Annotated in this window: 16 protein-coding genes; 3 read left to right on the plus strand and 13 right to left on the minus strand. The window is 50.2% G+C overall.

Annotated elements, in window-relative coordinates:
- Positions 1-92 precede the first annotated feature (92 nt).
- The gene (gene gpmI / locus F1593_RS14595) at positions 93-1,679 is read right to left on the minus strand and encodes a 2,3-bisphosphoglycerate-independent phosphoglycerate mutase (RefSeq protein ID WP_149402297.1); all 1,587 of its coding nucleotides are present in this window, start codon (positions 1,677-1,679) and stop codon (positions 93-95) included.
- 427 nt (positions 1,680-2,106) lie between these two features.
- On the opposite strand from gpmI, the gene F1593_RS28980 reads away from it, so the two are divergent.
- Positions 2,107-3,180 carry a hypothetical protein gene (locus tag F1593_RS28980; RefSeq protein ID WP_216368871.1) on the plus strand — a complete coding sequence of 358 codons (1,074 nt, stop codon included), beginning with the start codon at positions 2,107-2,109 and terminating at the stop codon, positions 3,178-3,180.
- Between the two features lie 147 nt (positions 3,181-3,327).
- Here F1593_RS28980 and F1593_RS14605 read toward each other — a convergent pair whose 3' ends face one another.
- The 10 genes from F1593_RS14605 to F1593_RS14650 form a co-directional block, all read right to left on the minus strand.
- Positions 3,328-3,759, minus strand: a complete 432-nt coding sequence (locus F1593_RS14605; protein WP_235932587.1) for a F0F1 ATP synthase subunit epsilon — start codon at positions 3,757-3,759, stop codon at positions 3,328-3,330.
- Entirely contained in the window at positions 3,760-5,181 is a 1,422-nt protein-coding gene (gene atpD / locus F1593_RS14610; protein ID WP_149402298.1) for a F0F1 ATP synthase subunit beta, read from the minus strand.
- A gap of 51 nt (positions 5,182-5,232) precedes the next feature.
- The gene (gene atpG / locus F1593_RS14615; RefSeq protein WP_149402299.1) at positions 5,233-6,141 is read right to left on the minus strand and encodes an ATP synthase F1 subunit gamma; all 909 of its coding nucleotides are present in this window, start codon (positions 6,139-6,141) and stop codon (positions 5,233-5,235) included.
- A gap of 11 nt (positions 6,142-6,152) precedes the next feature.
- Complete coding sequence (gene atpA / locus F1593_RS14620; protein ID WP_149402300.1) at positions 6,153-7,700, minus strand: F0F1 ATP synthase subunit alpha; 1,548 nt, start codon at positions 7,698-7,700, stop codon at positions 6,153-6,155.
- 157 nt (positions 7,701-7,857) lie between these two features.
- A complete protein-coding gene (gene atpH / locus F1593_RS14625; RefSeq protein ID WP_149402301.1) occupies positions 7,858-8,454 on the minus strand; it encodes an ATP synthase F1 subunit delta in 597 nt (198 codons plus the stop codon).
- A complete protein-coding gene (gene atpF, locus F1593_RS14630) occupies positions 8,454-9,011 on the minus strand; it encodes a F0F1 ATP synthase subunit B (protein ID WP_149402302.1) in 558 nt (185 codons plus the stop codon). Before atpF ends, atpH begins: the two co-directional genes overlap by 1 nt.
- Before the next feature lie 164 nt (positions 9,012-9,175).
- Entirely contained in the window at positions 9,176-9,388 is a 213-nt protein-coding gene (gene atpE / locus F1593_RS14635; RefSeq protein WP_149402303.1) for an ATP synthase F0 subunit C, read from the minus strand.
- Between the two features lie 112 nt (positions 9,389-9,500).
- Positions 9,501-10,376 carry a F0F1 ATP synthase subunit A gene (atpB, locus tag F1593_RS14640; protein ID WP_149402304.1) on the minus strand — a complete coding sequence of 292 codons (876 nt, stop codon included), beginning with the start codon at positions 10,374-10,376 and terminating at the stop codon, positions 9,501-9,503.
- Between the two features lie 67 nt (positions 10,377-10,443).
- Positions 10,444-10,665 (minus strand): AtpZ/AtpI family protein, encoded by a 222-nt coding sequence (locus F1593_RS14645; protein WP_149402305.1) that lies wholly within the window; start codon positions 10,663-10,665, stop codon positions 10,444-10,446.
- A gap of 346 nt (positions 10,666-11,011) precedes the next feature.
- Positions 11,012-12,049 (minus strand): D-2-hydroxyacid dehydrogenase, encoded by a 1,038-nt coding sequence (locus tag F1593_RS14650; protein ID WP_149402306.1) that lies wholly within the window; start codon positions 12,047-12,049, stop codon positions 11,012-11,014.
- Positions 12,050-12,423: 374 nt separating this feature from the next.
- On the opposite strand from F1593_RS14650, the gene F1593_RS14655 reads away from it, so the two are divergent.
- The gene (locus tag F1593_RS14655) at positions 12,424-13,404 is read left to right on the plus strand and encodes a D-2-hydroxyacid dehydrogenase (protein WP_149402307.1); all 981 of its coding nucleotides are present in this window, start codon (positions 12,424-12,426) and stop codon (positions 13,402-13,404) included.
- A 105-nt stretch (positions 13,405-13,509) separates the two neighbouring features.
- The gene (locus F1593_RS14660; RefSeq protein WP_172632128.1) at positions 13,510-14,094 is read left to right on the plus strand and encodes a DUF3090 family protein; all 585 of its coding nucleotides are present in this window, start codon (positions 13,510-13,512) and stop codon (positions 14,092-14,094) included.
- A gap of 222 nt (positions 14,095-14,316) precedes the next feature.
- Here F1593_RS14660 and F1593_RS14665 read toward each other — a convergent pair whose 3' ends face one another.
- A complete protein-coding gene (locus F1593_RS14665; protein WP_149402309.1) occupies positions 14,317-14,727 on the minus strand; it encodes a hypothetical protein in 411 nt (136 codons plus the stop codon).
- Positions 14,724-14,963 (minus strand): hypothetical protein, encoded by a 240-nt coding sequence (locus tag F1593_RS14670; RefSeq protein ID WP_235932588.1) that lies wholly within the window; start codon positions 14,961-14,963, stop codon positions 14,724-14,726. The genes F1593_RS14665 and F1593_RS14670 overlap by 4 nt, the downstream gene beginning before the upstream one ends.
- Between the last annotated feature and the right edge of the window lie 653 nt (positions 14,964-15,616).

Consider the following 15,616-nt stretch of genomic DNA (forward strand, 5'->3'; position numbering starts at 1 on the left):
TCGCCTCACTATGGAAAGGGCAGCCCACATACTTTCGTCGCTTGTGAGCCGCCCTGGTACTTGTATTCTGGCTGTATGAATGCGGGCCTGTCCTATGGTAAGATCAGGGTTCTTCCCTGCATATCTTTTGGTTGCGGGATGCGCATAACCTGGAGGATTGTGGGTGAGACATCGGCCAGAATACCATCACTGCGCAATTTGACCTGTGCAAACTGTGGTGAGATGAAGTATAACGGCACCGGGAAGGTGGTATGAGCCGTGAAAGGTTTGCCGGTATCATATTCGATTAACTGTTCGGCGTTTCCATGGTCAGCTGTGATTACGGCGCTCCCGCCGACAGCCAGTGTAGCTTCGATGATCCGCCCAACACAGGTGTCCACAGTCTCGACGGCTTTAATGGTTGCCTCGATAATGCCTGTATGCCCGACCATATCTGCATTGGCATAGTTCATAATGATCAGATCATATTTCCCACTACGGATCTGCTCAACGGCGGTATCTGTGATCCCTTTTGCGCTCATCTCTGGTTGCAGATCATAGGTGGGTACTTTGGGTGAAGGCACGAGGATACGGTCCTCGCCCTGGAAAGGAACCTCACGCCGTCCATTGATAAAGAAGGTGACATGAGCGTATTTTTCTGTTTCCGCAGTATGGAATTGAGTCATGCCCTGCTCAGCGATAACGCGTGCCAATGGCATCTCGACCTCATCGGCGCGATAGGCTACCTCAGCATCCAGGCCCTCTTCATACTGTGTCATCATCACATAGATTAAATCTTTGAGACGGGGGCCGCGTTCAAACTTGCCTTCTGCTTGAGGAGGCAATTCTTCCATCACAAAAGCCTTTGTCAACTGGCGGGCGCGATCTGGCCGGAAGTTATAGTGGATAACGGCATCACCAGCCTGTACCGTGCCGACGGGATGTCCCTCTTCCATGATGACGGTTGGTAAAATAAATTCGTCGGTGACCTTGTTGTCATAGCTTTGTTGGATGGCTGCCAGGGCAGAAACAGCCTGCTGTTGGGCCTCGCCGCGTGTCATCGCGAAATAGGTTGCGCCGGTGCGCTCCCAGCGATTGTCGCGGTCCATTGCATAGTAGCGACCCGTTACTGTGGCGACTTTAGCGGGATGTTCACCGCCAATTTCGCGAGCTCGTGTCTCCAGGCGTTGCATAAATTCCAGGCCGCCCGTTGGTGAGGAATCACGACCATCGGTAAAAGCATGAATGAAGATCTTTTCTATATTGTGGGTTGCGGCCAGGCGGAGCAGAGCTTCCAGATGTGTCTCATGTGCATGGACGCCACCATTGCCAAGCAATCCACAAATGTGAAGTTGAGATTGATTCTTTTTGACATGTTCGATAGCCCTCAGGAAGGCCGGGTTCTCGAAAAAGCTCCCATCTTGAATCGATTCGCTGACACGTGTATAGTCCTGAAGCACCCGTTTACCCGCGCCAAGGTTCTGATGACCCACCTCTGAATTGCCCATCTGACCATCTGGTAAACCGACCGCTGCACCTGAGGTGCGTACTGCTGTGTGAGGCCATTCCCGTGCAATCTTATCGAGATGGGGAGTGCGGGCAAGCGCGATGGCGTTCCCCTCCTGGCGAGGATTAAGTCCCCAGCCATCCATAATAATCAGAACAAAAGGGCGTTTATGCCCCGATGATGTCGTACTCATGTTGCTACTATACTCCACGATAATATATGCTCAAACAATGGTTTACGACCTCATTGTAGCATGCCATGGCATGGAAGCATAGCGCAACTATGCGGGCAATTGCCCTGTAACTGTTTGTATGCCTATTTCGTGTTCCTGAGTATAGCGGCTGAAGTAATTGAATATTTTCATACTCACCACTAATAGATAAATTGCTGAGTATACTATGGTTATCTTTGCTAATGGGTTTATAGAATCTTATTGCTCCTAACCCTCTGCCCACCTACTACGTATAACAGTTAGAGGAGTATCAATAAGATTTGATAGCGATACAACCAGTACGTTTATACTGGCAAAGCATAGGTGCAAAGAGTTTGAAATAGTTTGCAGTCTGGATGAGGCCAGCCAGTACTCTATTTCAAATACGTTGCCATGAGGAAGGATGATAATGGACAACAAACTTTCGGAATCCATGATGGGGATGGTGCGCAAGGGGGGTATGGCGGCATTTGTAGCCTTCTGTCTGCTTGTGTTTACAGCCACCGCAGCATTTGCCGCTTCCGTCAACATTTATGATAGTGCGAATGTGCTCAATCGGTCCCAGGTACAGAATGCTGCTTCATCGTTATCAAAGCCGATCGATATTTACAGCATTACAAGCAGTTTATCGAATGCGGCCTTTGATCAGCAGGCCAAACAATCTGCGAGCCGTAACTCCAACTTGATTGTGCTGGCATTTAATAGCCACCACGTAGCGATTACGGGAGGCAAGAATACCGGACTCTCCCGTGGTCAGTTTCAAGACGCTACGAATGCCTTTTTAAATGCAGTAAACCGTGGTGGCAGTAGAGATTATACTGGCGCTACAATAGCAGCTATTAATTCTCTTCATGACGCGCTAGGTGGAAGCTCTGCATCTTCATTTCTGCCAGGGGTAGGTGGTGGAGCAGGGCGCTCGTTTGGCAGTACTTTGTGTTGTGTGGGATTGATAGCTCTGCTCATTATTGGTGCTATCGCCTTTGCGCGTACCCGTGCCCGTCGTCGCGGCTTATTCAACCGTTCAGCGGGCTTTGGTCAGCAGCCCTATAATCAGGGAGGGCCTTTCAATCAAAACCAGGGAAACTATCCCCCGAATTATCAGGGCAATTACCCGCCGAACTATCAAGGAAACTATCCCCCCAACTATCAGGGACCGTATCCACCTCAGAATCAGGGCATGAATCCTCTGGCGGCAGGTGGACTTGGTGCTGCTGCAGGTGGCTTGTTTGGCTATGAATTGGGAAAGAATGCCGGCGAGCGCGACCGCGATCAAGATGAAGGCTTTGGTGGCGGTTCCAGCGGAGATTTTGGGAATGGTGGAGATGGTGGCTTTGGGGGAGATAATGGCGGAGACTTTGGAGGAGGAGCAAGCGGAGATTTCGGAGGAGGCGGTGGAGATAGTGGTTTCGGTGGTGGTGACGGAGGATTTGGTGGAGGTGGTGGAGATGGTGGCTTTGGTGGCGGCTCCAGCGGCGACTTCTAAGCACGAGCGCGCTTCCATACAGGTGCGCCTTGCGTGTGAAAACGCATGAATAAATAAGAAGAGAGGGCGGACAGGATTAAATACATCCTATCCACCCTCTCACTCTTTGTGAACTTCTGTCAGTTGCCTGGCATATCGAAGTATTGCCTAGCGACGGCGTCTGGTGCGTGCCAGCTCTACGGCCTTCAGACGGAAGATGGCTCGTTGCAGGGCTGCTTCGATTTCCGCCCGCTCAGAACGCGTTCGTGCATCTTGCAGACTCTGTTCAGCACGGCGGCGCGCTGTTTCAGCGCGTGCCTGATCAATCTCTTCCGCTTTTTCAGCTGTATCCGCCAGGACCGTGACGCGGTTGTTGGAGACCTCTAAGAAACCGCCTGAGACAAAGATAATCTCATCTTCGCCGTGCAATTTGATTTCAAGAGGGCCAGCCCCCAACAGCGCGAGCAACGGAGCATGCTCCGGTAAAATGCCGAGTTGTCCCTCAGATCCTGGAGCATCCACGATCTCGGCCTCGCCATTGTACAATTCATGCTCAGCGGTGACTACCTCGACATGCAGTGTATTGCGTGTCGCCATCATTTAACCCTTCTTCTGGCTGGCTTCGTAGGCCGAGATGACATCTTCAATAGCGCCTTTCGACAAGAAGTGGTTCTCGGGGATGTGGTCAACTTCGCCATCCAGAATAGCTTTGAAGCTACGAATAGTGTCTGCCAACTTCACATATTTGCCGGGCAGGCCAGTAAAGATTTCCGCAACGGTGAATGGCTGTCCGCAGAAGCGCTCTAATTTACGAGCGCGAGCAACCAGCAGCTTATCATCGTCAGACAGCTCGTCCACACCCAGGATCGCAATGATATCTTGCAACTCTTTGTAGCGCTGTAAGACAGTCTGTACGCCACGAGCAACATTATAATGCTCATCGCCTACTACCTGAGGATCAAGGATACGGCTGGTGGATGTCAGTGGATCTACCGCAGGGTAGATACCTTTCTGCGAGATTGAGCGCTCCAGCAGGATAGTTGAGTCCAGGTGAGCAAAGGTCGTCGCAGGTGCGGGATCGGTGTAGTCGTCAGCAGGTACATAAACGGCCTGCATCGAGGTAATCGAACCCGCTTTCGTTGACGTGATGCGCTCCTGCAATTCACCCATTTCCTCAGCCAGGTTTGGCTGATAACCCACAGCGGAAGGCATACGACCTAGCAGAGCGGAAACCTCAGCACCAGCCTGTGTGAAACGGAAAATGTTGTCGATAAACAGCAGAACGTCCTTATGCTCTTCATCGCGGAAGTACTCAGCAATCGACAGACCGCTCAGTGCCACGCGCAGGCGAGATCCGGGAGGCTCGTTCATCTGACCGAAGACCATTGCCAGGCGGTCAATAACTTTGGCTTCCTGCATTTCATGATACAGGTCGTTACCCTCACGGGTACGCTCACCTACACCTGCGAAGACGCTATAACCGCCATGGCCTTTCGCAATATTGTTAATGAGTTCCTGAATGATAACCGTCTTACCGACTCCAGCACCGCCGAAGGTACCAATCTTACCACCCTTCATGAAAGGGCAGATCAGGTCGATAACTTTAATACCAGTCTCGAAGACCTCAACGTTTGAAGACTGATCTTCCAGAGTTGGGGCATGACGATGAATGGGATAATAGGGAGCATCCTCAACCTCAGGTTTGTTATCGATAGCGTGACCAAGCACGTTAAAGATACGACCCAGGGTCTTTGGTCCGACGGGAACGCTGATAGGAGCACCGGTATCAAAGGCGTCTGTTCCGCGCTGCAGGCCGTCAGTCGGGCCCATAGCAACGCAGCGCACCCAGTTGTTACCCAGGTGTTGTTCAACTTCCAGAGCAAGGTCTTCTTCAAGACCTGCCGGGCGTGTCACCACCAGATTATAAATTTCTGGTAGCTGGTCTGGGGGAAACTCGACGTCTACCACAGCACCCAGCACCTGCACGATTTTTCCCTTCGTGCGTGTTTGTGTAACTGTCATGTATTTCTCCATCGCAGGGGTGTTTTTCCTCCCCCTTGCGCATGTATCTCACTAGAGTGCCGCAGCGCCAGACACCACCTCAAGAATTTGGGTCGTGATAGCGGCCTGACGTGCTTTATTATAGGTCAAGTTGAGATCCTGAACCAGTTCGTTGGCATTATCAGTCGCGTTTTTCATTGAGATCATCTGTGCGGCATACTGGCTGGCGATGTTCTCAAGTAGAGCCTGATAGATTTGCACATCGACGTAACGTGGCAGCAAAGCTTTGAAGAGTTCCTGCTCGTTTGGTTCGTAGATATACTCTTCATTTGTTTCGTGTTCTTGTGCTGTCTCTTCGTGTTCAGGTGGCTGTACTGGTAGTAACTGTACCGTTGTTGGTGTCTGCGTTACAGTATTGACATACTTGGCATAGACCAGATAGACAACATCCACCTCCCCTTTCAGGAAGGCATCCACGGCCACATGAGCCATAGCTGTTGCATCGTCCATAGCGGGATGGTCACCGTAATCAGTAAACTCAGCGATCAGATTTTGTTCAGTACGTAACACGAAATCACGTCCTTTTTTGCCGACCGCGATATAGCTGACGCCAGGATGGCGTCCCTGAGCTTCGAGATTGTGGATCTCATCTTGCGCTGTATGGGCAGCGTGACGATTAATATTCGAGGGTAAGGCACCGCACAGACCGCGATCCGGGGAAATCAGCACAATGCCAATATTTCTGACCGGACGTTGCTTCAACAGGGCCAAATCTTCTGCCATATCGTCATTACCCGATGCCGCAGCCGCAGCCAGGCGGGCGGTGAGTTCGCGAATCTGATCGGCATAGGGGCGAGATTGTTCCACTCGCTCCTGTGACCGACGCATCTTGCTACTCGCCACCATTTGCATAGCTTTGGTGATTTTTGCCGTATTTTTAACTGATCGTATGCGCTGCCGAATTTCTCGGAGTGATGGCATCTATCTGCCTCCTAGCGCTTTTCTTCTTCGCGTGGTGCGGACGTTTTCTGATAATCTTCGATGGCGGCACCCAACTTCTTCAGTTGGTCAGCGCTCATTTTGCTGCGGCCCGTGATTGAAGTCTCGATAATCTCGTTCTGTAGATCCTGATAGTTAGCATCCAGGAAACGATACAGACCGGACTCCCATGCGCCTACCTGGCCCAGAGGTACCTCATCGATATAACCATTTGTTGCCGCGTACATAATGATAACCTGGCGTACAACCGAAACCGGCTGATACTGAGGCTGCTTCAGGATTTCCAGGATATGACGGCCACGGTCAATCTGTGACTTGGTCGCTTTATCCAGATCCGAGGCGAACTGCGAGAAAGCTTCCAGCTCTCTGAACTGTGCCAGATCCAGACGCAAGGTACCAGATACCTGGCTCATACCTTTAGTCTGCGCGCTACTACCGACGCGAGAGACCGAGATACCAGTGTTCAGAGCAGGGCGCTGACCAGCATTGAAGAGGTCACTTTCCAGGAAGATCTGACCATCGGTAATCGAAATCAGGTTAGTTGGAATGTAAGCCGACACGTCGTTCGCTTTGGTTTCAATGATTGGCAGTGCGGTCAGTGAGCCACCGCCGTAATTTTCATTCAAGCGGGCAGCGCGTTCCAGCAAGCGAGAGTGCAGATAGAACACGTCACCAGGATAGGCTTCACGTCCTGGAGGGCGGCGAATGATCAAGGAAATGTTACGGTACGCTTCAGCGTGCTTGGTCAGATCATCATAAACGATCAGAGCATCGCGACCGGACTCCATGAATTCCTCACCAATTGCGCAACCAGCGTAAGGGGCGATATATTTCAAAGGAGCGGGATCAGAAGCGCTAGAAGCAACGATAATCGTGTATTCCATCGCGCCATGCTCTTCCAGGATGGCGCGAGTACGCGCGATTGAAGAGTTTTTCTGACCAATAGCGACGTAAATACAGAGCAGATTTTTGCCCTTCTGGTTAATGATGGTGTCGATAGCGACAGCCGTCTTACCAGTCTGGCGGTCACCGATAATCAACTCACGCTGACCACGGCCAATCGGAATCATGCTATCGATAGCCTTGATACCGGTCTGAACTGGCTGACTCACCGAGAGGCGGGTAATAACGCCCGGGGCCACACGTTCAATCGGACGGAACTTATCGGTGCTAATCGGGCCACGCTCATCGAGTGGCTCACCGAGGGGATTGATGACGCGACCCAGTAGAGCATCGCCTACGGGCACTTGAATGATTCGACCGGTGGTGCGAACCTCGTCATCTTCACGAATCTGTGTATAATCACCCAGGATTGGGCAACTGACCGCTTCCTCTTCGAGGTTAAAGGCCATGCCAAAGAGTCCTGTACGGGGAAATTCTACCAACTCAAGATATTGTACATCTTGCAGGCCGTATACACGGGCGACACCGTCTTGTACCGCGATAACGGTACCCACACTCGCGGTCGAGGTGGTTTCTGTGCCGAAGCCTGCGATGTTTTTCTCTATGATGGCACTGATTTCATCAGCCCAAGATGCCATCGCGTTCCTCCTAGTTTTCTTCCTGGTGGCTTGTTACTTGTTTTTCATCTGTTTGTCAAAGATCAGGTGGACTGTCTACGGGGGTCTACTGTATGCGCTTCCCGATCCGTCACACCTGGACCTGAGATCGAGAAAGTACTGCTTGCAGGTGTGGTTCTTAAACCGTAGCCACGGGCTGGTTGAAATCTTCAGAAGTCAAATCATTATCACTGGCGCTAATATTCGAGATCAATTGTTGCTGCAAGACATGCAGGCGATTGCGAATACTACCATCAATAATTTGATTTCCCACCCGGGCCACAACCCCGCCTAAAATGCTCGGGTCTACCCGAGTCTGGATCACAATGTTTTTGCCCGTTCTCTGCTCAAGCGCTCTTTTTACGATGGCACTCTGTGCCTCGTCTAACTGCGCTGCTGTCGTTACCTTTGCGACTGCCTGATTGCGATAGTCAAGCACAAGGTTTTCAAACTCGGTGGCAATGTTTGGCATGACATCGACCAGTTCGCGCTGGACGATCAGCAGGGCAAGGTTGAGCGACGTGGGCAGCACTTTATCGGCCAGAGTCTGGCGTAACGCTGTCTCTTTGCGCTGTGCAGGAACTTTAGGTTCGCGCAACAAATAAGCCAGGCTACGATTGCCAAAGACCTCGGCGATGTTTTTTACATCATCCAGGCTGCGATCAATCGTGTTCTGCTTGCGCGCAATTTCGAAAATCGCTTCTGCATAGCGACGTGCAATCGCTCCTTTTAGCATTAGTTATTCCTCGCCTGGTCATTAGCCGTGACAAACTCTTCGACTAAACGACGGTTGTCTTTGCTATCAACTGACCGGCTGATAACTTTGCTAGCGGCATCGATGGAAAGATTGATAACATCGCGGCTCAACTCCAGGCGAGCACGATTGGCCTCTTGCTGGATGCGAGCAATCTGTTGCTGACTGATCTTCTCAGCACGCTCACGTGCCTCGGTTTCAATCTGTTGAGCAACCTGTGCGGCGTTCTTTGTCGCCCGTTCGATGCTATCCTGAGCCTGACGTTTGGCGTCAAGAATGATACGCTCGGCATTGTTGGTTGCCTCGGCGAGATCGCGCTTGGCCTTCTCAGCGTTTTCGATGCCTTCTCGGATCAATGCCTGCCGTTTTGCCAGCGTGCGCTGAACAACGGGCAGAACGTATTTCCCAAGGACAAAGAAGACGATAAGAAAGCTAACGAGCTGCGATAAGAAGGCGGCTGCGTTAATACCGAGTGCTCCAATACCGCCAGTTGACTCTGCGGCCATGGCGGCTGAAGCCAGTGTGAATGTTATTTGCACGATAGCGCTTCCTTTCGTCACAAGTAATACATGAACACTCCGCACGTAACACGGAGACGCGGCATCGTCTGTTTCTACCCCTGGTTTATCTTGATAAACCAGAGGAGGAGAAGTCACAGAATGGACGCACTACGTCTCCACATTACGGTACGAACAGGTATTACTTAGATGAATTTGATCAGCAGAGCGACTACCAGAGCGTAAATAGCAATAGCTTCAGCGAACACGATAGCCAGGATCATGTTAGTCTGAATGACAGGAGCTGCTTCTGGGTTGCGACCAATAGCTTCCATTGCTTTAGCGGCAAGAATACCGATGGCAAGACCAGGTCCGATGGCGCCAATACCGATGGCGAGTGCAGCTGCGAGTTGTTGCATGATGTAAAATCCTCCTTAAGGATAAATGCTTGTTTTATTTTTGATGAATTTTGTTTTTATGCAATCGCAGAAAAAAATCTGCGCGTAGCAAGCTCAGTGTTGCCACCGCCCATTAATGGGCAGTAGCAGCGTTCTCCTCATACTCATGGACCGCCTCATGCACATTCTCATCGGAATGGGAATGGCTGGTGGTGCCCACTTGCATAAAGAGCAGGGTTAAGAAGGCAAACACAAACGCCTGGATAACCGCGACGAACAGTTCGAATGGAATGAAGACGATGTCTGCCACAACTGGTAACAGATAGGCGAAGACTGCCAGCAGCACGCTACCTGCAAAGACATTACCAAAGAGACGGAAGGAGAAAGAAATCAAACGACCGAACTCACTGATAATCTCTAAGATGCCGACCAGGAAGTCGACAAATCCCATGCCGCCTTTCTCTTTGATCGCTTTGAAGTTCAGATATTTACTGATCTGATCTTTAAAGCCAAGCATCGAGAAGCTGACAATCTGTGTGGCTACCACTGACACCAATGCCATTGCGAGCGTCAGGTTCAGATCGGTTGTCGCAGGGCGCAACCAGGGGATAAGCTGGTTAGATGCGGCACCCCAGAGGAGCGGACCATGGACTGCTCCGACCGATTTGCTGGTAACATCAATCGTACCAATCGTATCAATGCCAGGGATAATGTCAAGTAAATTACAGAATAAAATGAAGATAAAGAATGTAGCTACGAGGGGGAAAAATTTCTTTCCCTTCTCTTTGCCTGCCACACCTTCAATGAGATTCTGTAGAAACTCAACCACCCATTCAATGGCATTCTGTAATCCGCTCGGGACCAGGTCTTGTCGGCGTATTCCAAAGTAGAATACGACCAACAAAATAATAATAGATATCCACGTACATAGCAGAGTGTTAGTAATCCATGTTCCAGGAATAATGATATCTGGTGCAATGGATATGTTGGGAAGTTTCCACAGATTCACTCGGCTGTCCTCCCTATAAGCCGGGCTCTGCTAATCTTATTCGATGTACCAGGGGGGACCGTTTGGCCTAATGAAAGACGCTTTTGTATAAACGGTATGCTCCATAAAACCCCGAAATCAGGCCAAGCAGCAGCCCAAGAAGTATAAACAATTCACCGGTATGAAGATAGCCATCCAGTAGATGTCCTGCAATGGCTCCAAGGGCAATGGGGATGGCTATTGTAAAGCCCATTCCGCTCAAGGCCCCCAGTGTACTCAAGATAGTAGGGGTAGGCGGCTTTTGTTTCATCCTTTGTTCCCTTATCGTCCCATCTTTTTCCTCTCAATAATACCAGTCGGATTATAGCACAGGGGGAGAGATTGTTGCAACAGTAGATACACTTATTCGTATGCGAAACGAACAAGACAGAAGCAGGGAGAATATTCGTTAAGCTTATAGGTGTGAACGCTCACTGCAAGCCAATTCAGCCTATTATTTTGTTTAGCTAGAGGGAAGATACACGCCAGAGAAAGAGAGTTTTTCAGCGAAAGATAAGGAAGCTTGTGATCTTTTTATTGCATTCTGCATATCATGCCGATATGATCAGTTTAATGAGTGGGAATATATCCAACAAGATATATTCCCATCTAATTTTTTAGTAGCCGTGTTGTTTGTCGACCAAATTGTACATTGTTTGTGGCGCGTGAGCCTGATAGCGGCGTAGATTTTCCGTAAAGATTGCCAGTGTCCGTTGCGTATAGTGAGGTGTCCAACCGCTGATATGTGGGGTTAGAAAGACATTGGGTAGACTCCAGAGGGGACTCTCGGCGGGCAAAGGTTCCTGTTCAAAGACATCCAGGGTTGCGCCAGCGATCCATTGCTCACTGAGAGCCTGGATCAGCGCGTTTTCGTCGCACACCTCGCCACGGGCAATATTGATAAAATAGGCATGTCGCTTCATGGCCTTGAACGCAGCCTCATTGAATAGCTGTCTCGTACTATCTGTCAGTGGTACTGCTGCGACGACGATATCGCTCTCCTGGAGTAACGCATGAAGTTGTTCAATGGGATAATAGCGTTCGGGAATGGTGCCTTCTGGATCTCCAATACCAGGAAAGAGAAAGCCGTGATCCCGATGATCTGTATTACGCTGTGTGGCGAGGATACGTGTGCCAAAGGCCCGCGCCTGCCGGGCTATTTCACGACCGATACTGCCATAGCCCACGATACCGAGCGTTTTTCCATGGAGCTCATCAATCTGAAAATGCTGCATCTCTATCCAGTTTTTTTGTTGCTGACCTTGGTACATGCGTGCAAACTCATGATACCAGGAGAGGATAGCAGCCAGGACAAATTCAGCAATATTGATAGAGTGAACTCCACTACTGGTCGTGAAAATAACATCAGTTTTGTAGAGTGGTTGTCTGGTTGCGACATCAGCACCAGCTGAGTGTAGATGTACCCAGCGGAGCCGAGGAGCCTGTTCTGGATCTGGCAGCAGGTGCCCTAGCGTCGCCAGAATCTCTGTGTGTTGCCAGATATCGGTGGGAATCTCATGTGTAGCTCTGGCGGATACCACGTGTAGTTGATAGCCTGGAAACTGCTGCTGGAACTGTTCCAGCAAGCCATCCGTAATAATAGTTTCAGCCATGGGCATATTGATAAGAATAGTTGGCAATGTTGTTGTATTCATGCTTGGTTTTTTCTATCCACTACTAGAACGCTTTCCTGATTGCTCAGGCGCAAGACTTTTCTCTCTGTATTGATACCACGTCAGCACCTGTTTTACCAGAGTTTCAGAGCAGCGTGCGTCGAAAGGGGTTGCGCTAGCAGGGGAGAGAAGTCCCCCCTGCCGGGGTGTGAGGTGTTCCCCACCTTCTCTCATCTCTCCCCGCCTTAGGCGGCAAATAAGCAAGAACAAGCTTCCTTCTTGCTTGTTCTACACTTTTTCTGCTAGAGTATAAAGGCTGGCAGATTTGGCGGCTGTGATAGTGAAAAAAAGTCCTGGCGCTTATAATAGTAAGGTCGATGGCTCTGGCCCTTTGTTCAGCCCGATAAGGAGGTTCTATGCCCGATCAGCGGAGAATTTTAAGTACTTTTCAATTTACGGCGGCATCGCAAGAGATTTTGCGTGAGGCTGCTCAGGCAGACATTGTCTGTCTTACCAATACCGAGGAGTTTCTGGCGCGACTACAAGAGGCTGAAATCCTTTGTTCCTATTGGGTTCCTCAGAACTGGCGAGAGTTAGCGCCTCATCTACGCTGGTTACAGGCATCCGGAGCGGGCGTGGATGGATTGCGCCCGACGGGTATCCTTGATGCTCCATCTGAGGTGATGGTGACGACTGCGGTGGGTATTCATGCCACCACCATTGGTGAATATGTCTTTGGGAGTATGTTGATGTTTAATCGGAGCTGGCCTGAGATGGTGCGTTTGCAGGAACGCCATGTCTGGCCGGCGAGCGCGAACTGGTATAAGCTAGGCGGTCGTGAACTGGATGGTCAGACACTGGGTATCATTGGACTTGGCAGTATCGGACGGCGTATCGCGCAATTGGGGAGAGCTTTTGGGATGCATGTGATAGGGACACGGCGTACGGTCGAGGAGGGTGCCCATGATCCTGATATTGATCAGCTCTATCCTATGACACGTTTACATGAGATGTTGCGCCAGAGCGACTATGTGGTCCTGGCAGTACCATTAACGCCTACGACAGAGAAATTGATTGGTGAGCCTGAATTGCGTGCGCTACGGCCCCACGCGTATCTGGTAAACGTAGCGCGGGGAGGCATTATTGATGAGCCACAACTGATCCGGGCTTTGCGCGAAGGATGGCTTGCAGGTGCCGGATTGGATGTAACTCAACAGGAGCCATTGCCAGCCGATAGCCCTCTCTTCTCATTACCAAATGTCATTCTTACTCCCCACATTTCAGGTGATAGCTTACAATATGATCGGCGTCTGACCGAACTATTTGCTGCTAACCTGCGCAAATATCGCGCAGGCGAACCGCTGCATAATCGCTATGATCCGGCTCGTGGCTATTGATGCTTGCTACATACGCATCATAGTCCTATAAATAGAGCGGACTTCTCCCTATTCTCTATGAGCCAGCGGCATTGCAGATGATAGTGAAATAGCATGAGGTGCATAATGAGTATAGACCTGGGTTCTGTATCGTTATTGGGCGTGGAAGCGGTGGGTCAACCCGGACAACGGCGCTTCCATCTTTTCTTGCGCGGTGAGGGTGGATCAGCGCTACTGTGGATGGAAAAAGAGCAGCTAGCCGGGTTAGCTGAGGCGATTGATCACGCATTGGCCTTGATTAGCGAGGGCCAGATATTACGGACAGAGGCACGTGCTGGCGCACTGCCTGCTATAGAGGCCATGCCAGCTGATTTTCCACGTTATCCTACCTACGATATGCAAGTGGGACAAATGCGCCTGAGTTTTGATGAGCAGGACGCGTTACTTTCTTTAAGTATCATTCCATTAGATGTACTGCTGGAGAATGAGCAGGATCTGGATGAGATGATGCGTAGCAATGATAGCCTTGCATTTGCCTTTACGCAACAGCAAGCACAAGATTTGTCCATCTCCTTGCAGGTTGTGATCTCAGCGGGTCGCTCCGTCTGTCCCCTGTGTCATGCACCTCTGGATGGAAGCCCTCACGCCTGCGTCAAGCAGAATGGACATCGCCAGATTATCCAAATAGAAGAAAGCGATGACGAAAGGTAGTATATTGGCAAACCTTACTCCGCACACGTAGAATGTGTCGGAATCCCAGGATCATCGGGATCTTACTGCTGACTTGCTGGCAGGCGCGTAAGCACTTGCGCTCTTTTTATTGTATGTTGCTGTAAATGTGCTATGCATATTTACAGCAACATACAATAAAAATTGGTTTGAGCACCGTAGGTGCGAAAATTCATAGGCCAGGATGGCGGGGACTCTCATAGATTAATCGTGGCAGGTGTACTTGTTGGCCTTTTCTAAGTAGATTTCTTCATTGGCCTCTATCATGAGCTTGTGAAGTACCACAACATCCGCATCGGGAAGATACTCTACTGGCTGCAGGCACAGGCGCATAATGGCACGACCATTTTCAATGACCTGTACATAGCCCTTGCTCTTTGGTACGCGATATGTACGCCTGGGCTCGGTGGGGCTTGGTATCTCCAAATAGCCGCGCCAGAGCAGTTGACGGAGTTGTTCTGGAGTCAGCATATCCCGCAAGAGGTTAGCGGCTTGCCGTTCAGAGCGTGACCACCCCTTCACATATGGGAGCAGAAACAGCCATAAGACCGGTGTAACCGCCAGCGCTATGATCATCCAACACAGGATAGAAATGGCCAGGGACGCGACGTTCATCCGCCGACGACTCGTGGTACTAAAACTATCTGTTCCGCCGTGGCATCGAATTTATCAATACGTTGTATCGGTTTTCCATCGGCGACGCGAAATGCTGTGGCACCTTTGCTGCGTTCCTGTTCAAAAATGCGCTCTGCCTCACGGACAGCAGCCAATGCTTCGTGGTCACCTGCCTGAATTTTCTGTTCATCCCATGCAAGACGGTCGTCGCCGCGCCGTGACATCACCCGTAACATTCCCACAGTCGTTCCTCCTTAGCAGTTTACGCCATGTTGTTGCATGGCTGATGCCAACGAAAATTTAGAATTAGCCGGAGCTACAGACATCAAGTCGTAGCCTCTCACTGTCTTCGTTCTACGATTTCTACAGGTTTAACGAATCGCTCGATGCTTCTTGGTTACACTGTTACGAACTACATGATTCTGAACAGGCCTGTATGGTCGCTGGCTACCCGCTGTGCGCAAACTCTGATGACAGATATCAATATTCTCGCCCTCATGCACGATAGATTGATACATACCTCTTGCTATAGCATGTTTTAGGCCCGCGCATACAACACGTCGGATGTACCAACTGTGTATACAAGGAGACACAGGTTGGTACTACTATTGTACGTGAGGACCTGTGTATAGTCAATGGTTAAGAGATCATTTCACCAGGTACAAGCGATTCTGATCTGTTATTTTATGGATGAGCTGAATAGGATGTACAGAGGTGTATAGATTTGTTCAATAGAATATTTCCAATGGTACTGTTATTAATTGTTAGGCATGGTTCAAAACCACGTGACACTTTTGAACAATCAGGCAGCGAGAGCAGAATAACCCAAAGCTGCCAACCAATCTCCCTCGGGAACATTTGAATCCGTCCGTTGTAAAGGGGAAAGTCC

Origin of the sequence: Dictyobacter arantiisoli (assembly GCF_008326305.1) — a bacterium.
In the GTDB taxonomy this organism is placed as follows: domain Bacteria; phylum Chloroflexota; class Ktedonobacteria; order Ktedonobacterales; family Ktedonobacteraceae; genus Dictyobacter; species Dictyobacter arantiisoli.